The sequence below is a fragment of the Pseudomonas sp. RIT357 genome, from assembly GCF_000632245.1.
Taxonomy (GTDB): domain Bacteria; phylum Pseudomonadota; class Gammaproteobacteria; order Pseudomonadales; family Pseudomonadaceae; genus Aquipseudomonas; species Aquipseudomonas sivasensis.
Window position 1 is genome coordinate 1 of sequence record NZ_JFYX01000018.1, and the last position, 18,992, is coordinate 18,992.

Genomic DNA, 18,992 nt, shown 5'->3' on the forward strand with positions numbered 1-18,992 from the left:
CGCCTCTCCGCCGCCGCCGTACTGGGTCTTGCCGCAGGCATCCTGATGCCCGCCGAAACACTCATCAGCAAAATCCTGATCGGCTGGAACGCTGGGGTCTGGACCTACCTGGTGCTGATGCTGTGGCTGACCAGCCGCGCCAAGGCCGAAGACGTCAAACGCATCGCCGAAGTCGAGGACGAAAACGCCGGGCTGGTGCTGTTCATGGTGTGCATCGCCGCCATCGCGAGCCTGGCGACCATTACTTTCGAATTGGTGGGCAGCAAGGAGTTGGCCACCGGGCAACGCCTGTTGCACTACGGTTTCACCGGGCTGACGGTCATCGGCTCATGGCTGCTGATCGGGGTGATTTTCAGCGTGCATTACGCCCGGCTCTATTACACCTGGGCAGGCAAGGAGCCGGCGCTGCGTTTCGCCGAAGGGTTGCTCACGCCCAACTACTGGGACTTCCTGTACTTCTCCTTCACCATCGGCGTGGCCGTGCAGACCTCGGATGTGGGCGTCGCCACCCGTGGCCTGCGCAAGGTTGTACTGGCGCAGTCGTTGATCGGCTTTCTGTTCAACACCGCGATACTGGGGTTCTCGATCAATATCGCCGCCGGCCTGTTCGGCTAGCCTTGCACAAACCTTCTAGACGCTCATTAGCGGATGGGCGCCAATAGCCTCACTTATTCCTCAACGGTGATGTATGGCCGCGCACAATTGGATCGACCTGTCTCAGGACGCCGACACTGGCATCGAGACCCTGCGCGCGCATTTTGAAGGCCATGCCTATGACCCCCATTGGCATGACAGCTACCTGATCGGCGTCACCGAACAAGGCGTGCAGCAATTCAACTGCCGCCGTGCCCGCCACAACAGCGTGCCCGGCCAGGTTTTTTTGGTGGAGCCTGGCGAAGTGCATGACGGCGACGCGCCCACGGCGGACGGCTTCACCTACCACATGCTGTACCTCGACCCACAGTGGCTGGCGCGGGAAGTGAGTGCGGTATTTGAAGAAGCGCCGGTCAACAGTCAATTGGGCTTCGCCAGCACCCTGGCCAACGATCCACGCCTGGCGCTGTCCACCAGCCAAGCCTTCCAGACACTGCACAGCGGTGAACTGCGCATCGTGCGGCAACGGGCAATGGACCACTTGCTGGAATGCCTCACCGACCAACTCTACTGGCGCACCCGCTACCGCGAAGATCCGCGCCTGCCGCGGGTGGCCCACAAGGCGCGGGAATACCTGCATGACCACCTGCATCAGGACGTGGGCATGGACGAACTGGCCCTGGCCTGCGGCGTCGACCGCTTTCGTCTGAGTCGCGCCTTCAAAAGCGCTTTCGGCCTGCCGCCCCACGCCTACCTGGTGCAACTGCGCCTGGCCCGCGCGCGCCACTTGCTGGGCAAGGGCGCGCAACCGGCCGATGTGGCGATTGCCTTGGGCTTCGCCGATCAAAGTCACTTGGGCCGCTGGTTCGTGCGCGCCTATGGCCTGACACCGGCGGCGTACCGCAAGCGCTGCTCAAACGTTCCAGACAGCTAAGTCACGGGCTTGCAAGGATGGACACCACTGATCTGTTCACTGGAGTCCCGTCCCATGCTGTCTACCTTACTGCCCTTCGCGTTATTTGCCTTCGTCGCCTCCATTACGCCCGGCCCCACCAACATCCTGGTGCTGAGCAACAGTGCCCGCTATGGCCTGCGGGCGGCACTGCCGATCATCCTCGGGGCTTGTGCCGGTGCAGCGGGCATTGTGCTGATAGTGGGTTCGGGGTTCGGTGAGTCGCTGATTCATCTGCCCAAGGTACAAGCCACCCTGCAGTGGGTCGGCGTCGCATGGCTTAGCTACCTCGCCTGGCAGATTTTCAGTGCGCCCGCCCAGGCCGTTGAGCGCGATGCATCCCACAAGCGCCTGGGCCTGCTCGGCGCCGCCAGCTTGCAACTGGTCAACCCCAAGACCTGGATGATGGCGTTGGCGGTGGTCAGTGTGTTTGCCGGGCAGGGAGACGGGCGTCAGGCGCATGTGCTGACCCTGTCCCTGATGTTTTTTGTGGTGTCCCTGCCGTGTCTTGGGGTGTGGGCGTTGCTGGGAGCCGGATCGACCCGGCTGCTGGGCTCGGCCAGGGCCATGCAACGGTTCAATCGGTTGATGGCGATCTTATTGCTGGTGTCGGCCTGGATGAGTGTGTGGACACAGGGCTAGAACCGACGAATGGCAGAGCGAACCTGTTAGTTCTGACAGTTGCCAACCCTGCTCTTATAGCGCGCAATAGCTTCACCCACAGGGATTCATCGGAGCTGGCGAGATGCCTGGACAGAGTACGTTGATCAACAATTTGCTGCGCAACGGCAACTTCAGCAAATTTGGCGCCGACTGGACCACGCAAGACAGCGTGGACTACTCACGCCAGTATTGCCGCGTACTCACCGGCCAGGCTTCCCAAGTCATTGACGCCAGTGCCGAAACAACCTATCTGCTCGAGTTCTGGAGCCAGGTCCTGTTTAAAGGTAACGGCACGCTTTCTATCCGTTCCAACGTGCCCGGTGCCGACTTGGAAGTTGAGCTCAACGACTTCCATGTTTGGAGATGGCAGCAAATCAGCTTCACCACGCCACCGGCGACAACCCTCCTCACCGTGGCTATCACCGGCACCAGCGGAGAAGTGTGCGTCGACGAGATGCAACTGACCCTGGATACGGGCATCCCGCCCCGACCTGAGTTGGTGCTTAACGGGGATTTCTCCAACAACATGGATCACTGGAGTACCGAAGGCTCCCCGATCGGCTCCGGCACTCATTTTGACGGTAGTACCTTTCAGTGCACCCTGGGCGGCCGCGCCCGGCAAACCGTCCCTGTCACCGGAGGAAACACCTACGAATTTTCCTTTCGCTCGCGCAGTGATTTTGGCGGGCATGGGTTCTGCCGATTCGAAGTTGAGCCATCCGGCACGTTTGCGGAAATTCGCGTAGATGCGTCGAGCTGGACCACCTATCCAGAGGAACTGGCGATGCCCGCCAGCGCTACCGCGCTAACCATCATTCTTATTGGCATTGATGGCGCAGAATTTTTCGATGATGTCTCGTTGAGACGCAAAGCTTGAGCCTATCCGCAACCACTGCGCCTCCATCCAGGACGTGAACCGGAGTCGCGATCACTATGTAGAGGAGATGTCGCCATGACAGCCGTTCAAGAAATACTCACCCCAAAATCATCCCAAGAGCTTAATCATTTCAAAGGAACAATCGACGGGAAGGACTTTACTGCCACTGTGTTTTCCATCTCCAAGACGGCGGACCGATGGACTGTTTCCGGCACTCAAGTCGTCGTTCCGGGTGTCCGTCATAAAATCCAGCTTTCGTTTCCGACGGCTTTAACGGAAGGCGTTTACAAACTGGAAGACGAACGTCATCAGATTAGGCTGACCTATACAACAGATGACTTGTTGGATCCCATCTTTATACGCGGTGATACAGGCCTCATTGACTTGACCACCATAGACCCAGCCAATGATCACGTTGAAGGCGGATTGCTAAACATCCTCACACACGATGATGGAAATCCTGTCTCTACCATCACTGCGTTGTTCAGGGTGCGTTGAGCCCTGAGCGATAACCTAAAGCCATCGCCCAGACACCCAAAAAGGAAGCCGAAGCTTCCTTTTTGGATTACCGCACAGGCTTTTACCAGCTATAGCGCAACCCCACGTTAACGCCCCACGGTTGATCTACATGCTTGCCTTGGCTGTGTTCAAAGTCGCCATGCAACTGCAGGTTCTGCGAGAGCGACACCGCCACACCCGCGCCAAACTCGGCACGCGAGCCCGACAGATCATTCTTGAAGACTTGGCCGTTCACCCGCGCTTTGTTATCGCTGGCAAACTCGTGGGCCACTGCAGCGCGAAGATATGGCTGAACCACACTGCCGTCATTCATGATGAAATCGCGGCCTACCGTGACACCCAATTTACCCAGCACAGACTGAGTATTTTCACCTTTTGCCTGGAGGCCGTTGTCCAGATCATACTTCTTGCCCTTGACCACCACCGTAGAGGCCTGAGCAAAGGGCTCAATGAAGAACGCGTCATCCAGTTTGATGTGGCGCCCCACTTCCGCCGACGCACCAATACCGTTGGTTCCGTACTTGCCTTTAGCCTGGGCACCATCGCTCATGCCGACCTTGGATTCGTTCTCGAAGCGGTTGGCTTTGACCACACCGTCGAAGTAGTAACCGCTGTCCGCATCCATCCACGTCGCATAGAGACCGGCGTAGTAGCTTTTCACTGTTCCGGAGGTGCCACGGCTCAAGTCCAGGTCCGAGGTGCTGTGCCCCGCCATGACACCGACCAGCCAATTGCTGTCTTCGCTCAGCGGTGTATCTGCACCGATGGAGAACCCGCGCTGAGTCTGTTTGAAACCCGTACCGTTGGCATCAGAGACTGTGTATTTATTGCCATAACTACGAATCCAACCGCCGGCCTGGGCATCATTGTGCCGCAATTCGCCCATGCGACTGCGCAACGAGGTCATCTCGCCGTACCACACGGTAGGCGCGGTATTGAGCAGCGCCAGTACCGAACGCGTGCCCGGGCTGATAGTGCGTGCGCTGGGGTCGAGAAACCAGTCGTTGCCATCCTGCTTAAGGCCATAAGACCAGGCACCGATATCCACGGCGCCCCCCGCCAGAGAGAACTCCGCGTCGCCGCCACCGGTATGCACGATGTGCACGTCACCGGGGGAAACAGGTTCCAAACCACTGCTGGCCACTAACAAACTGTGTTGGCCGGTAGCTTCCCCGGTGATATTCAGGAAATCGTTCGAGCCGACCGCAAAGTCGGCGCCCATCACGAACGTGCCGTTACCACTGAGGGTGTCCAGGTTCAACTGGTAAAACGCATCGGTCTCACCGAATTTCACCGTACCGCCAGCGAGATCCAGGTCCCCCACCAAGCTGTCACCGGTCAGGTTCCAGAACGACCCATCAGCAATGCTCAACGTGCTGACGTTCAACAAAGCGCCCGTCAACGATGCGTTGTTGTGCAAATTCAAGTTGGCATTGCTGCCAGCTTCAACGATGACATTGCCATTCAAGTGGCTGTTATTGACGTTCATATTGGCCGTCGCACCACCGGTCACTTCCAGCAGGTTGCCGTTGCCGCCGATCAATTGAGAGCCGTTGTTCACCTCGATGGTTGCCGTCGGCACCCGACCCGGCAAGCCGGCGACCAGAATTGCCGCGCCGGTTTGACCTTCGACTGTCGTCTGATCCAGGACCAGTGAGCCATCTTGAGTGGTTCCGGCCACACGGGTAAAACGAACACCATTTTGCTCACCCAACAGCACACTATTCTGGGCAAACGCAGAGCCGCCGATTAACAACACGCCGGTGCTGCCGACGGCAGTCCCTTGTACCAGGGAATCCTGCAAATACAGTTCACTGAATTGAGTCGCCGATGCACCCGCTTGTGCGCCCTTTATCGTGCTGTGACTGACGTCTGCACGAGAACCATCCGGCGTCGAGCTATAACGATTGAGTACCAGGCCGATAGATTGGGCACTTTCCAGGTGGCTGCCGGAAATGGTCGCGCTGCCGTTGGTCAGCTCCATCGCTGACGCGCCCGCAGCATTGGCTTTAACAGTCGCGGCGTCCAGGCTCACAGTGGAACCTTCCTGGGCAACAATACGTTCAATGGCGCTGCCACTATTCACGGTCAATTGCGCACCCAGGCTAAGGATGGCACCGGTAGTTGCTCCGTTGACGGTCAGGCTGGAGCCGGCCTGCAGCGCCCAGTTTTTTACTGCCTCTCCAGACTCAATAACTTTGGATTCACCTGGGGCGACGACTTCCTGACTTGCCTGGCTTTGTACCGATACGCCCAGCAACAGGCCCAGTGAAGACACCTTGACAGCCGCACTTATGGGGGAAAGTTTAAAAAAATACTTGATGGACATGCTGTAACACTCGCTCTAACTAAATGCCATGAATCAGTGGCATGACTCGTTCCGAAGGAGTGGAGCCAGACCTGTAGAGGCCGCGAGGTTATAGTTGGGGGAGGTAGGCGTAAGTAGGATAAATCTGAAGAGCGCAGAAGAACTGAGTGGTGCAACCGTAGTAAAAAGCACCGAGACACATCATGTCTCGGTGCTTGTCGCACGCCTTGGGTTACACGGGCGTTCCATCGCAATAGTTATTGGACGTCACCATGCGAATCGGAACAACCGCAGGTATCGATCGTGCCGGTGTTCCGGCGATGTCCAGAGAGTATTGGAACCAGAGCGTATTCCACGGCGCGGCGGCACCGACCACTTTGAGATGCGGATCGAACGGTTTGAGTTCGAAGATAAACCCTTTCGCCGCCATCTCCGCGTCCAGCGTAACTGAAGCTGTACCGCGTGTAGCCTCGATAGGGATATCGCCTAGAAGTCCCGTGGAAGCAACAAACTCAACGGTGACTTGTTTTCCATCCGCAAAGAACTCAGGACTGGGGGGAATCCTCACCTCAACGTGTCTATCACTCCACGGCGTGCCGGCATCTGTCGGCCGCAAGGACTCACAGCGAAGCCTGCCTCTAGAATCCTGGCTCCAGGGTCCCAAATGGAGAAACTCCGCCGGGTCGAGTTGATGAGTAATGGCATCGTCCACTCTCACGGACGTGCTATCCGAGTAGTTGCTATTGCTTGCCCCGGAGCGGCTCACACCATAGAACACCGGAATATCGTCGCCATTGCCTCCCGCAGCAATCGCAGTTTTATCTACCTCGATTTCAACCTCAGTGCCAGGCCCATCGCCAGGCCCAACGGTGTATGAGCCTGCCGGGTTCAACTTGCTCCCCCAATACAGCGTAAGGACGTCGTCTACTTCCGGCTCAGGGTCGACAGACCACAAATCGCAGGTGGCCAGGATGGGGCCAACGTGATCGATGTCGGCGGAGTTCAGATAGTTCGTCGTTGGGGCCGACGCGGGGCCGGTGATGGTGACGATGTCCAGGTCTGGGCTAGGCTCGCCCGGAACCGGACCCGGAGGCCCAACAACGCTTAAATCAACACTCACCAGAGTGTCATCGGTCGGAGAATTGGTAGAGCCGGTCCTGATGATGTCATAACTGGCCGTCACCGAAACCGGGCCTTCCTGATCGGCGTACTCGTCCACAATCAGTTGGCCAGGGACCGTAAATTCGAACGGAAAAACCCCGCTTAGAGGCGCCAGAGCGGTGGTCTGGTCGCCCCAATGCAACCTGTATTGATCGCTCGGCTCCCATGCATATTGTGGAATGGCCCCCTTCACGCCGGCCTGCCATGCTTCGATATCCACCATCCCACCAGAGGGTGGTGCAACGATTACAAGAGGATCCAGGTTCAGGTTTGCACTGCGCTTAAGCCTGCGCCCGGTGGGGATTCTGGAAATCTCGCTGTAATTGCCGGCAGCGTCTACGAATTGGCAGTAGGCAAATAAAATGCCATCAGCCATAGCAGCAATGGCTGAAATAGGTACGTTGAACACTGTTCCACCAGCCTCCATGGGTTTACTGCCCAAAGAGGGCGCGTCGTCAGGCGGCTGGGTGGCGGTAACCCAGACCCGGGCCACGGTGTCCCCCGCCTCATAATCCCCGTAGCCCGGAATACCGAGCTCAATCCCTCCGGGGTTCAGGTCCAAGGTCTCTTGCGTAATATCAACACCGAGAGGCAATGAAGCCGGCCAAACAACTCTTGCAGGTGCTTCACTCTTACCGGGCGCTTTGTAAGGACCGTACAGATCAATCTTGACCCGTTGTTGGGCAGAGAAGTCTAAATAATCACTGCCCGAACCGGGCCTTACTTTAAACCTGAGATCAAACTCACCATGGCCGAGGGATAAGGTACTGACGGTAATTTGAACGAAAGGTCCCGTCGGTTGAACATCAAAGTGAATAAGATCCAGCGGTATCCAGAGGGCTTCCCCAACCTTGCTGTAATACATCTGCAGCTCATCCCCGTCATCCGGGAAACTCCAGATGGGGCAGTCAACCCTCAAACCGCCATCGCTCTCCAAATGCGGCCGCCAGATCAAACCGCTTATACCATCGAGGGCCTGAGGAAAAATCGGCGCAGCCAGGTTGGGGTCTTCCCAGCCCGCCACACTTGCTTTTTTTGAACGGTTAATTGCCATCTCAGTTTCTCCTTGCCAGTAGTAAGGCGCTCAAGAATGACCCGGGTATGTTGTCGGCCGCTCAGCAACCGAAACAGCCGCCAGCCCGTACATAACCAAGTTCAAATCAAGCACGATGAAGAACGATCAATTAATCTTTAATTACCCTTCACAGCCACGAATGGAAACTTCGCTTTTTAGTCCGGACCATCACCACCAGGCCCACAAAACAGTGGCAAATCATGTGATCTACGCCGATCAATTTTTATATAACGAATCAATGAGCTGCCTATGCGATTTTTATTACGCCATACCGTGAACTCAGCATAAGCGCCTGCATCGTCTTTCATGGGTTTTACATAAGGAACATAAGGCACGACACATTCGTAATAACCCTGAGCCTCATGGGCGGCCGACCAATAATCCACAAACACCTCAGTGGTTTCCGGGATAGGCTGGTCGCCGCCGAAGCCAAGCGTACCCTGCCATTTCAGCCGCACTTCGTCCCCTATCTTGATATCAGCATGTTTGAGCACGTGAACACGAACCCCGTCCCAGATGGGTGGCTTGGTGTCACAGTTCAACCAGGCGTTACTGTTTGCATGTGGAAATTCGGGCCGAGGAAATCTAACCGGCGGGGCTATATTTATATTCACCAGTTGACTGGGCGCCAGTTGGTCATTCACACCATTACGGGTTCGATAACTCACTGGGAACGCCGGGTTATTGGGTGTTTCAGCAACCACCGACCAGGCAATAGGGGTAAATGTCACCAAGGCCCCTGCTACGTCCCCGGGCTGTACATGATAGGAGGCCACTGGCTCTTCTTTATCTCCCCAATACAAGTCCAACCACTTACCGACACTCGGACCGTCGGGCAGCGCGACGGTCGCCGTGACAGGTTGATCCGAATCACTGAAATCCAAGTGGTTGGCCGTATCGGAAACCGCACCGCGAATCTCGACCCGCTCCAAGTGTCGATTCAACTCATCAGGTGCCTGATCATGATCCACGCCAAAGACCCGGAAGTCGGCATCGACATGCCGCACGGGCGATGGAATGGCCGTCGGAACGCCTGCACGATAAATGAAGTATTGGACCGGTAGATGGGTCTGCAGGTAACCCTTCTGGATCAACGTAGACCAGGGCACCGGCACCACTTTCGGGAAACCCTCGACCCCCTCTCTTGCCAGAACAATACCGTCCCAGCTGACCACTACCTCGTCTGCCGGATCCCAACCGGAATAGGCTTCAAACCTCACATTGACGCCCGCACGTGCATCCGCGCGATCAATCAGACCGTCGAATTCGTAGGCAAGGACCTGGGGTGGTTTAAGCCCACTTGGAGACGGTTTCAAATTGATGTAGACGGGCGTAGGCCCCGAATAATTGGTTTGCTGGTTACCTGCCCGGTCACGCAGGCCATAACGAATAAACCGCGGGCCATTCGGTAATTGTCGAAACAAAATAGAAGGCATAGTGACTAGCAACGTATCCTGAACAGTCGTGAGCGTGTACGTATAGTTGGCCTCGAAAGGGTTCGACTCTTCGCTCAATAATAAAAAAATCAATATATCGTCACGGAGTTGGGCATCTATATACCTAGGAATACGCAGACCCGTATTCTCATACTTGCTCAAATACTCTTCAGTGACGCCGTGCTCGATGATCTCGTTGTTTATGAAGGTCGCAGGCTGCAAAGGCCCCGTCCCACCGGGCGGTATCCAGTCCAGTGTGAAGGTCGTGGTATATGGGCAGTGTTCTATGCCGCCGGGTCCGTCAACATAATAGGTAAGGTCATAGGAGCCGCTGATCTTCAGCCAATTTCCGCCTATGGTCAGCTCCACAGGGAAATCGTCTTCCTGGCTCAGTGGCCCTTCTAATGGAATCGGTGTCAGCGGATAGGCTGGCTCAGGCGTATGAGGTTTGATGAAGAAGTGGACATAGTCCGTCTCACCCTCTTGGGCAGGGAACCTCCAGATGTTCTTCAACTGAATTTTTATCGGGTGGTACAAAAACTCAGTGGGAATCAATCCGACTGGATCACCCTCAATGGCATCCACTACTACAGCGGCCTCAAGTGACGATACCTGCCCTTCTGAACGGCCGCAGAAGGATTTTTGGGTGGTCTTCGAAAGCGTCATCGTGCGCTCCTTGATGCTCAGACAGACAGGTAGAAAACCATGGCTGGATCAAATTAAGCGCCCATTTCGAACCTCTGGATACTGTCATAAGTAACAGGTAGGCGACCCCTTTCGTCGGATTCCACAGGAGCCTCCCGACGAGCGCCCCCTTGACGCAAGGGTTGTGTTGGTGTTTCCTGAAACCGGTTTCAAGGCAACCTCCAAACTAATAAAAAAGGCTCTACCGTGACTTCCTTTTCCGATGCCCAGCGCTCTCGCGTCACCATGCTCGACGTCGCCCAACACGCCGGTGTATCCAAGGCCAGCGTGTCGCGCTTTATCGGCGACGACCGTGCCCTGCTCTCCGATGCCATTGCCTTGCGCATCGAGCAAGCCATCGAACAGCTAGGCTACCGCCCCAACCAGATGGCCCGTGGCCTGAAACGTGGCCGCACCCGCCTTATCGGCATGCTGGTAGCCGATATCCGCAACCCCTATTCCATTGCCGTGATGCACGGCGTCGAAACCGCCTGCCGCCAGCACGGCTACAGCCTGGTGGTGTGCAACACCGACCGCGACGACGAGCAGGAACGCCAACACCTGGCTGCACTGCGCTCGTACAACATCGAAGGGCTGATCGTGAATACCCTCGGCCATCACCTCGACCAACTGCTGGAACTGCAACGGGAAATGCCTCTGGTGCTGGTGGACCGCAAGGTCGAGCCGCTGCACAGCGACCTGGTGGGTCTGAATAACCCGGCAGCAGTGCGCATGGCAGTGGAGCATCTGGAACAACAGGGTTATCGCGAGGTGTTGCTGGTGAGCGAAGCCGCCGATGGCACCAGTTCACGGGTAGAACGCTTGGACAGTTTCAAGGCCGAAATTGCCCGGCGCCCGGCGCTGACCGGCGCGGTGCTGGAGTTGGATGGCAACCTCGAAACCGGCCTAAAGAATTTTCTCGCCAAGCCCGGCCCCAAGGCGGTGTTTTGTGCCAACGGCGTCGCCGCGCTGGCCTGTACTCATGCGCTCAAAACGCTGGGCTGCAACTTGTTTGAAGACGTGGGCCTGATCGCCCTGGATGACCTGGATTGGTATCCGTTGGTGGGCAACGGCATCACCGCCCTCGCCCAGCCGACCGAGGCAATTGGCGCCAGCGCGTTCGACTGCCTGCTCAAGCGCTTGCGCGGTGACGATGCACCCACGCGCACCCTGGACTTCCTGCCACAACTGATCGTTCGCGGTTCTACCCACCGTCGATAATTTTTTTGCACAAAAATGAAACCGGTTTCAGAGGTAAACAACAATGCATAAATACCCCGTCTCCATCAGCCTTTCCAGCTACGGCGCGGACCTGGTCCGCCAGCAAGGCCAGTTGAGTTTTGTCCAGCTATTGGCCGCTGCCGGTGCCCAACGCATCGAGTGGCGAGAAGAGTTGCTGACCGGCGAAAACGCCGCCGAACTCGCCCAGGCCGCTGCCGAAAAAGGGCTGGAAGCCGTGTTCTCATCGCCCCTGGAACTGTGGGTCGCCGGTCGCGCCCAACCCAACGCCGAACTGAACGCGACCCTGGACCGCGCCCAGGCTTTTGGCGCGCGCTGGTTGAAAGTCTCACTCGGTTACTTCACCGACACTAACGATCTGGAAAGCCTGCACGCCCTGCTCAACCGCCACCCGGTCCATCTGTTGGTGGAAAACGACCAGAGCCTGCACGGCGGGCGCATCGAGCCCATGCAGCGGTTCTTCACCGAGGTCGAGCGCCTGGGCCTGCCGGTGAAAATGACCTTCGACATCGGCAACTGGCAATGGCAGGACCAATCCGCCCTCACCGCTGCCCGCCTGTTGGGCCGGCATGTGGACTACCTGCACTGCAAGGCCGTGGCCCGCCGCCCGGACGGCAAGTTGGTAGCGCTGCCGCCTGGCGCCACCGACCTGCACCTGTGGGAACAACTGCTCAAGCACATGACTCAAGGCATTACGCGGGCGGTGGAATTTCCGCTGCAAGGCGATGACCTGATTGATGTCACCGCCCAACAGGTCGCCACCCTTGCCCTGCTCGGCCAACCCCGCCAGGAGAATGCCCATGTCTGAGATCGATATCCTGTCGTTCGGTGAAACCATGGCGATGTTCGTCGCCGAGCAGACCGGTGATTTGGCGCAGGTCAGCCAGTTTCACAAACGCATCGCGGGAGCCGACAGCAATGTCGCCATTGGCCTGTCTCGCCTGGGCTTCAACGTGTCCTGGCTGAGCCGGGTAGGCAACGACTCACTCGGCCGCTACGTGGTCGACACCCTGCAAAAGGAAGGCCTGGATTGCCGGAATGTGGCCGTCGACCCGCTGCACCCCACCGGCTTTCAGTTCAAGTCCCGCGAAGAAGCCGGCGCCGATCCCCAGGTGGAGTATTTCCGCAAAGGCTCGGCTGCCAGCCATTTGTCCATCGCCGCCATCAGCCCTGCGCTGCTGCAAGCCCGTCATTTGCACGCCACCGGGATTCCGCCGGCGTTGTCCGAGGCCACCGGTGAACTGTCCGTCGAGTTGATGACCCAGATGCGCAAGGCCGGGCGCAGCGTGTCATTCGACCCGAATCTGCGGCCGTCGCTGTGGGCCAGCCAAGCCCAGATGATCCGCCAGATCAACGCCCTCGCCGGCCTGGCCGATTGGGTGTTGCCGGGCTTGAGCGAAGGCCGCCTGCTTACCGGTTTCGACGACCCGGCCGACATCGCCGCGTTCTACCTGGACCAGGGCGCCGAAGCCGTGGCCATCAAGCTCGGCCCGGACGGCGCCTACTACCGCACCCACCTGGACCAAGGCTTCGTCGCCGCCGTACAGGTGGACAAGGTCGTGGACACCGTCGGCGCCGGCGATGGGTTTGCCGTGGGCATGATCAGTGCCCTGCTGGAAAACCTGAGTTTCCCCGAGGCAGTACAGCGCGGTAACTGGATCGGCAGCCGCGCCGTGCAAAGCCGTGGCGATATGGAAGGCCTGCCCACCCGCGCTGAATTACCCACCCGATCCGTTGCGTGACCCACACCCTGTTGCCACAACTACAACAAGCTCAGGAGCAACCTTATGGAAACCGTGAAATTCGCCACCCGTCGTTGGTGGTACATCATGCCCATCGTTTTTATCACCTACAGCCTGGCCTATCTGGACCGTGCCAATTACGGCTTCGCCGCCGCCTCCGGGATGGCCGAAGACTTGATGATCACTCCCGGCATGTCGTCGTTGCTGGGCGCACTGTTTTTCCTCGGCTACTTTTTCTTCCAGGTGCCGGGTGCGATCTACGCGCAGAAGCGCAGTGTTAAAAAACTGATTTTCGTCAGCCTGATCCTCTGGGGCGGCCTGGCCACCCTGACCGGCGTGGTGTCCAACGCCTACATGCTGATCGTTATTCGTTTCATGCTCGGCGTGGTCGAAGCCGCAGTGATGCCGGCGATGCTGGTGTACCTGTGCCACTGGTTCACCCGCGCCGAACGATCGCGGGCCAACACCTTCCTGATCCTCGGCAACCCGGTGACCATGCTGTGGATGTCGGTGGTGTCGGGTTACCTGGTGCAGCATTTCAGCTGGCGTTGGATGTTTATCATCGAAGGCCTGCCCGCGGTGCTGTGGGCGTTTATCTGGTGGAAGCTGGCCGATGAGCGTCCCAAGGATGCCAAGTGGCTGAGCGACAGCGAAAAGCACAGCCTGGAAACCGCCCTCGCCGCCGAACAGGTGGGCATTAAGGCGGTTAAAAATTACGCCGAAGCGTTCCGCTCGCCCAAGGTGATCATCCTGGCGCTGCAGTTTTTCTGCTGGAGCATCGGCGTGTACGGCTTTGTGCTGTGGCTGCCGTCGATCCTCAAGGCCGGTTTGCAGATGGACATGGTCGAAGCAGGCTGGCTGTCGGCACTGCCGTACCTGGCGGCAGTGATCGGCATGCTGGTGGTGAGCTGGGGGTCGGACAAACTGCAAAAACGTAAACGCTTTGTATGGCCGCCGCTATTGATTGCCTCCATCGCGTTCTATGCCTCCTACGTACTCGGCGCCGAACACTTCTGGTGGTCCTACACCCTGCTGGTGATTGCCGGGGCCTGCATGTATGCGCCTTATGGACCGTTTTTCGCGATCGTCCCGGAAATCCTGCCCGCCAACGTCGCCGGCGGCGCCATGGCGCTGATCAACAGCATGGGCGCGCTCGGCTCGTTCGGCGGTTCGTACTTGGTGGGCTACCTCAATAGCAGCACGGGTTCACCCGGCGCTTCGTACCTGCTGATGAGCGGTGCGTTGATGCTGGCGGTGGTGCTGACGATTTTCCTCAAGCCAGGCGCCAGCGACCGTGAGCGCGTGCCCCTGCAAACCCTCGAATTGAAGGTAAAAGCCCAATGAAAAAGTCTGTGGTGTTGTACAAGAAACTCTCCGCGCCGCTGATGGCCCGCCTGCATGAACAGGCCGAGGTCACGCTGATCGAAGCCCTGGACGACACCGGCCTGGCCAAGCTGCGCGACGCCCTGCCGACCGCCCATGGCCTGCTGGGCGCGAGCCTGCGCCTGGATGCCAAATTGCTGGATCTGGCGCCTCACCTGGAGGCGGTAGCCAGCGTGTCGGTCGGGGTCGACAACTACGACATCGACTACCTGACCCAACGCGGCATCCTGCTCAGCAACACGCCGGACGTGCTGACCGAAACCACCGCCGACACCGGCTTCGCGCTGATCCTCGCCACCGCCCGGCGCGTGGTGGAACTGGCTGATATGGTGCGCGCCGGCCAATGGAACAAAAACATCGGCCCTTCGCACTTTGGCAGCGATGTGCACGGCAAGACCCTGGGCATCATCGGCATGGGCCGCATCGGCGAAGCCCTGGCCCAGCGCGGGCATTTTGGCTTTGGCATGCCGGTGATCTACCACAGCCATTCGCCCAAGCCGGCGGTGGAACAACGCTTTGGCGCGCAATACCGCAGCTTGAACGACTTGCTGGAGCAAGCCGATTTTGTCTGCCTGACGTTGCCGCTTACAGCTGAAACCGAAAAACTGATCGGCGCGCAAGAGTTTGCGCGGATGGGCCCCGAGACGATCTTCATCAATATCTCGCGGGGCAAGGTGGTCGACGAAGCGGCGCTGGTCGAGGCGTTGCAGCAGCGCACAATTCGGGCAGCGGGGCTGGATGTGTTCGAAAAGGAACCGCTGGATCACGGCTCGCCGTTGCTGCGTTTGAACAACGTGGTGGCAACCCCGCATATCGGCTCGGCGACCCATGAGACGCGGGAGGCGATGGCCACCTGTGCGGTGGATAATCTGCTGGCGGCATTGGCGGGCGAACGGCCAAAAAACCTGGTGAACCCAGATGCCTGGAAACACTAGTTTCTAACACTGCAGAGAACACATGTGGGAGGGGGCTTGCCCCCGATAGCGATGGATCAGTTATAGATATCTTGACTGACACACCGCCATCGGGGGCAAGCCCCCTTCCACATTTGATTGCTTTGCACAGTGGGTCAGATCACGAACTTGGCCACCATCCCGTTCAAATCCACCGCCAGGCGTGACAATTCATGGCTGGCAGCGCTGGTCTGGTTGGCCCCCGCCGCCGACTGGGTGGCCAGGTCGCGGATATTCACCAGGTTGCGGTCCACCTCGCGGGACACCTGAGCCTGTTCCTCCGAGGCGCTGGCGATCACCAGGTTGCGCTCGTTGATCAGGCTGATCGACTGGGTAATCTGCTCCAGCGCCACCCCGGCAGCGCGGGCCATTTCCAGGGTGCTCTGGGTACGTTGATTGCTCTGCTGCATCGATTGCACCGCTTCACCGGTGCCGTTCTGGATGCCGGCGACCATTTTTTCGATTTCCTGTGTCGACTGCGCGGTGCGGTGAGCCAGGGCCCGCACTTCGTCCGCCACCACCGCAAAGCCACGCCCGGCTTCACCGGCGCGGGCCGCTTCAATGGCAGCGTTGAGCGCCAGCAGGTTGGTCTGCTCAGCGATCGCGCGGATCACATCAAGCACCTTGCCGATATCGCGGCCCTGAGTGGCCAGGCCTTCGATCATCGCGGCGGTGTTCTGCACATCCTGGGTCATGGTCTGGATCGCGCCGACGGTTTCCACCACCCGGTCGCGCCCTTCCCGTGCAGCCTGGTTCGACTGGCTGGACGCCTCAGAGGTGGACACCGCATTGCGCGCCACCTCTTCGACTGCGGCGGTCATCTCGTTAACCGCGGTGGCCGCCTGATCGATTTCATTGTTCTGTTGCTGCAAGCCTTTGGAGGCTTCTTCGGTGACCGCGCTGAGCTCCTCGGCGGCAGACGCCAGTTGGGTGGCCGAACCGGCGATGTGCTGGATGGTCTGGCGCAGGTTCGCTTGCATCGCGGCCAGGGCGCCGATCAAGCGAGCCGGTTCGTCGTTGCCGTCGTCTGCGATGGTGCTGCTGAGGTTGCCGGCGGCGATGGTTTCGGCCACGGTCACGGCTTTGCGCAACGGCGTGACGATGCTGCGGGTCAGCAACCAGGCCAGTAATACGGTGAGCAACGCGGCGGCGACCGAGACCATAATCACGCCGGTGATGGCACTGTCGTACCCTCGCCCAGCTTCAGCGTCGGCGGTCTTGGCGTCAGCGGCATTGATGGCAATCAACTTGTTCAGCTGTTCGCCCATCTGATCGGTGCCGTCCTTGATACGGGTGTTGATCAGCGCACGCATTTCATCGACCTTGCCTTGCCTGGACAGGGTCAGCATGTCGGCCTGGGCCTTGAGGTAGTTGTCCAGGGTCGTACCAAATGTCTTGTACAAAGCCGCCTCTTCCGGCCCGGCGGGCAGCGTGGCGTAACCGGCCTGGGCGGTCTTGACCTTGTCGGCCAACACACCGATGCGGGTTTCTGCTTCCTGCAAAGCGGCCGGTTCACGGTTGACCAGCACGCGAAATGACAGGATGCGCAGGCGCAGCACGTTTTCCGTGATCGTGCCCAGGTACGTCACGCTGGGCAGCAGGTTGGCACTCATAGCCACTGACGCCTCGCGAATCAGGGTCATGCGGTTGACCGCAAACACTCCAAGGACAACCACTAACAGCGCGATGAACGCGAAACCCAGAGAAGCACGAGGGGCAATATTCAGGTGACGGAGGGACATAGGCGAGACTCTCAGGAGTAGTGTTTGCGCGCGTCCCTGCCGCGAAACGATCCGCCGGTGTCAACGCACCGCTCAGACCTTGGCCCACTGTTGTTATTGAGGGGTGGGCCTATAAACGGTATCGGCCGGCTGCAGCATTTTATGCAGGGGGTTCATAAATATTTTTTTACACTTCTGACGACTAGCGGTTTCTGGCATCCTGCGCCTCCATTTTCTGACCCGAGCCCTCAACTTGTCTGACGCTCAAGCCCCCCGCCCGCGCTATAAATCCGACCTGATCTACGGCCTGGAAGACCGCCCACACTTCACCGCAGCGATCTTTGCCGCGTTGCAGCATGTGCTGGCGAGTTTCGTCGGCATCATCACCCCAACCCTGATCGTCGGCGGTGTGCTCGGCCTGGAAAGCGAAGTGCCGTACCTGGTAAGCATGGCGCTGTTTGTGTCGGGGCTCGGCACTTTTGTGCAGGCACGCAAGTTCGGCCCGATCGGTTCGGGGCTGCTGTGCCTGCAAGGCACCAGTTTTTCGTTTATCAGCGTGATCCTCAGCGCGGGTTTCATGGTCAAGGCCCGGGGCGGCGGCACCGATGAAATCCTTTCGACCATCTTTGGCATCTGCTTTTTCGCGGCGTTTATCGAAGTGGTCCTGAGCCAATTCATCGGCAAACTGCGCAAGCTGATCACCCCGGTGGTCACCGGCACCATCATTACCTTAATGGGCTTATCGCTGATCAAGGTGGCGGTCACCGACATGGCCGGCGGCTTCGGCGCCAGTGACCTGGGTGCCGCGAGCAATATGGGCCTGGCGGCGCTGGTGCTCGTGACCATCGTGGTGCTCAACCGCTTCAACAACCCGTTCCTGCGCCTGGGCTCGATCGTAATCGGCCTGACATTGGGCTTTGTGGTCGCCTGGTGGCTGGGCCGCGTCGACCTGGCCGCCTTGCCCCACGTGCCCCTGATCAGCGTGCCGGTGCCGTTCAAGTACGGCTTCTCGTTCGACTGGGTGGCGTTTATCCCAGTGGCAGTGATCTTCCTGATTTCGCCGCTGGAAGCGGCGGGTGATCTGACAGCCAACTCAATGATTTCCCAGCAGCCGGTCAAGGGTCCGCTGTATATCAAGCGCATCAAGTCCGGCTTGCTGGCCGACGGCCTCAACTCGGCGATGGCGGCCACGTTCAACAGCCTGCCGATGGTGACCTTCGCGCAGAACAACGGCGTGATCCAGCTGACCGGCGTGGCCAGTCGCTACGTGGCGTACTTCATCGCGGGTTTACTGGTACTGCTGGGGCTGTTCCCGATGATCGGCGCGGTGCTGCAACTGATGCCCAAGCCGGTGCTGGGCGGCGCAACCCTGATCATGTTCGGCACGGTGGCCGTAGCTGGCATCAAGATCCTCGCCGAAGCCGGGCTGCACCGGCGCAATGTGCTGATCGTGGCGATCTCCCTGGGCATGGGCCTGGGCGTCGCCGCCGTGCCGGAAGTACTGCGTGACCTGCCCAAAGCCCTGCACAACATCTTCGAGTCGCCGATTACCGTGGGCGCGTTCTGTGCGATCCTGCTGAACATTTTCCTGCCGGAAGAGTTCATAGAACTGCAAGAAGATGAATTTGATCCGGAGTCCTCCACCCTCAAAGTGATGCAGGACCCGGACGTCACGAAATAGGAGC

General features: G+C 58.8%; 15 protein-coding genes. 11 read left to right on the plus strand and 4 right to left on the minus strand.

Going from position 1 to position 18,992, the window contains the following annotated elements:
- The 5 genes from BW43_RS13960 to BW43_RS13940 all read left to right on the plus strand — a co-directional run.
- Positions 1-615: DUF1345 domain-containing protein (locus BW43_RS13960; RefSeq protein ID WP_032887014.1), on the plus strand; the 615-nt coding region annotated here is incomplete at its 5' end.
- A 73-nt stretch (positions 616-688) separates the two neighbouring features.
- Positions 689-1,528 (plus strand): AraC family transcriptional regulator, encoded by an 840-nt coding sequence (locus BW43_RS13955; RefSeq protein ID WP_032887015.1) that lies wholly within the window; start codon positions 689-691, stop codon positions 1,526-1,528.
- A 54-nt stretch (positions 1,529-1,582) separates the two neighbouring features.
- A complete protein-coding gene (locus BW43_RS13950; RefSeq protein WP_032887016.1) occupies positions 1,583-2,188 on the plus strand; it encodes a LysE family translocator in 606 nt (201 codons plus the stop codon).
- Between the two features lie 121 nt (positions 2,189-2,309).
- Positions 2,310-3,086 carry a hypothetical protein gene (locus tag BW43_RS13945; protein WP_143521245.1) on the plus strand — a complete coding sequence of 259 codons (777 nt, stop codon included), beginning with the start codon at positions 2,310-2,312 and terminating at the stop codon, positions 3,084-3,086.
- A gap of 75 nt (positions 3,087-3,161) precedes the next feature.
- Entirely contained in the window at positions 3,162-3,584 is a 423-nt protein-coding gene (locus BW43_RS13940; RefSeq protein WP_032887019.1) for a hypothetical protein, read from the plus strand.
- Positions 3,585-3,666: 82 nt separating this feature from the next.
- Here the strand turns inward: BW43_RS13940 and BW43_RS13935 are convergent, their stop codons facing one another.
- The 3 genes from BW43_RS13935 to BW43_RS13925 all read right to left on the minus strand — a co-directional run bounded on the left by BW43_RS13935 (position 3,667) and on the right by BW43_RS13925 (position 10,251).
- Positions 3,667-5,934 carry an autotransporter outer membrane beta-barrel domain-containing protein gene (locus BW43_RS13935; RefSeq protein ID WP_032887021.1) on the minus strand — a complete coding sequence of 756 codons (2,268 nt, stop codon included), beginning with the start codon at positions 5,932-5,934 and terminating at the stop codon, positions 3,667-3,669.
- A 211-nt stretch (positions 5,935-6,145) separates the two neighbouring features.
- Positions 6,146-8,128 carry a hypothetical protein gene (locus BW43_RS13930; protein ID WP_032887022.1) on the minus strand — a complete coding sequence of 661 codons (1,983 nt, stop codon included), beginning with the start codon at positions 8,126-8,128 and terminating at the stop codon, positions 6,146-6,148.
- Between the two features lie 176 nt (positions 8,129-8,304).
- Positions 8,305-10,251, minus strand: coding sequence for a hypothetical protein (locus BW43_RS13925; protein ID WP_032887023.1), 1,947 nt, complete (start codon positions 10,249-10,251; stop codon positions 8,305-8,307).
- A 225-nt stretch (positions 10,252-10,476) separates the two neighbouring features.
- Here BW43_RS13925 and BW43_RS13920 point away from each other — a divergent pair, with 225 nt between their 5' ends.
- Genes BW43_RS13920 through BW43_RS13900 form a run of 5 tightly spaced genes read left to right on the plus strand, consistent with a single transcriptional unit; the run spans position 10,477 to position 15,568 of the window.
- The gene (locus BW43_RS13920) at positions 10,477-11,490 is read left to right on the plus strand and encodes a LacI family DNA-binding transcriptional regulator (RefSeq protein WP_032887024.1); all 1,014 of its coding nucleotides are present in this window, start codon (positions 10,477-10,479) and stop codon (positions 11,488-11,490) included.
- Between the two features lie 43 nt (positions 11,491-11,533).
- On the plus strand, positions 11,534-12,316 hold the full coding sequence (locus BW43_RS13915) for a sugar phosphate isomerase/epimerase (protein ID WP_032887025.1): 783 nt from the start codon (positions 11,534-11,536) through the stop codon (positions 12,314-12,316).
- Positions 12,309-13,250 (plus strand): sugar kinase, encoded by a 942-nt coding sequence (locus BW43_RS13910; RefSeq protein ID WP_032887026.1) that lies wholly within the window; start codon positions 12,309-12,311, stop codon positions 13,248-13,250. Before BW43_RS13915 ends, BW43_RS13910 begins: the two co-directional genes overlap by 8 nt.
- Positions 13,251-13,295: 45 nt before the next feature.
- Positions 13,296-14,594, plus strand: a complete 1,299-nt coding sequence (locus BW43_RS13905; RefSeq protein WP_032887028.1) for an MFS transporter — start codon at positions 13,296-13,298, stop codon at positions 14,592-14,594.
- Complete coding sequence (locus BW43_RS13900) at positions 14,591-15,568, plus strand: D-glycerate dehydrogenase (RefSeq protein ID WP_032887030.1); 978 nt, start codon at positions 14,591-14,593, stop codon at positions 15,566-15,568. Before BW43_RS13905 ends, BW43_RS13900 begins: the two co-directional genes overlap by 4 nt.
- A 134-nt stretch (positions 15,569-15,702) precedes the next feature.
- Here BW43_RS13900 and BW43_RS13895 read toward each other — a convergent pair whose 3' ends face one another.
- Complete coding sequence (locus tag BW43_RS13895) at positions 15,703-17,328, minus strand: methyl-accepting chemotaxis protein (protein WP_032887031.1); 1,626 nt, start codon at positions 17,326-17,328, stop codon at positions 15,703-15,705.
- A 232-nt stretch (positions 17,329-17,560) separates the two neighbouring features.
- On the opposite strand from BW43_RS13895, the gene BW43_RS13890 reads away from it, so the two are divergent.
- Positions 17,561-18,988, plus strand: a complete 1,428-nt coding sequence (locus BW43_RS13890) for a nucleobase:cation symporter-2 family protein (protein ID WP_032887032.1) — start codon at positions 17,561-17,563, stop codon at positions 18,986-18,988.
- Positions 18,989-18,992 lie beyond the last annotated feature (4 nt).

What these genes read in the sequence shown, in the direction of transcription:
- BW43_RS13955 (WP_032887015.1), top strand. Translation starts at nt 689, where the DNA reads ATGGCCGCGCACAATTGGATCGACCTGTCTCAGGACGCCGACACTGGC.
- BW43_RS13950 (WP_032887016.1), top strand. Translation starts at nt 1,583, where the DNA reads ATGCTGTCTACCTTACTGCCCTTCGCGTTATTTGCCTTCGTCGCCTCC.
- BW43_RS13940 (WP_032887019.1), top strand. Translation starts at nt 3,162, where the DNA reads ATGACAGCCGTTCAAGAAATACTCACCCCAAAATCATCCCAAGAGCTT.
- BW43_RS13935 (WP_032887021.1), bottom strand. Translation starts at nt 5,934, where the DNA reads ATGTCCATCAAGTATTTTTTTAAACTTTCCCCCATAAGTGCGGCTGTC.
- BW43_RS13930 (WP_032887022.1), bottom strand. Translation starts at nt 8,128, where the DNA reads ATGGCAATTAACCGTTCAAAAAAAGCAAGTGTGGCGGGCTGGGAAGAC.
- BW43_RS13925 (WP_032887023.1), bottom strand. Translation starts at nt 10,251, where the DNA reads ATGACGCTTTCGAAGACCACCCAAAAATCCTTCTGCGGCCGTTCAGAA.
- BW43_RS13915 (WP_032887025.1), top strand. Translation starts at nt 11,534, where the DNA reads ATGCATAAATACCCCGTCTCCATCAGCCTTTCCAGCTACGGCGCGGAC.
- BW43_RS13910 (WP_032887026.1), top strand. Translation starts at nt 12,309, where the DNA reads ATGTCTGAGATCGATATCCTGTCGTTCGGTGAAACCATGGCGATGTTC.
- BW43_RS13905 (WP_032887028.1), top strand. Translation starts at nt 13,296, where the DNA reads ATGGAAACCGTGAAATTCGCCACCCGTCGTTGGTGGTACATCATGCCC.
- BW43_RS13900 (WP_032887030.1), top strand. Translation starts at nt 14,591, where the DNA reads ATGAAAAAGTCTGTGGTGTTGTACAAGAAACTCTCCGCGCCGCTGATG.
- BW43_RS13895 (WP_032887031.1), bottom strand. Translation starts at nt 17,328, where the DNA reads ATGTCCCTCCGTCACCTGAATATTGCCCCTCGTGCTTCTCTGGGTTTC.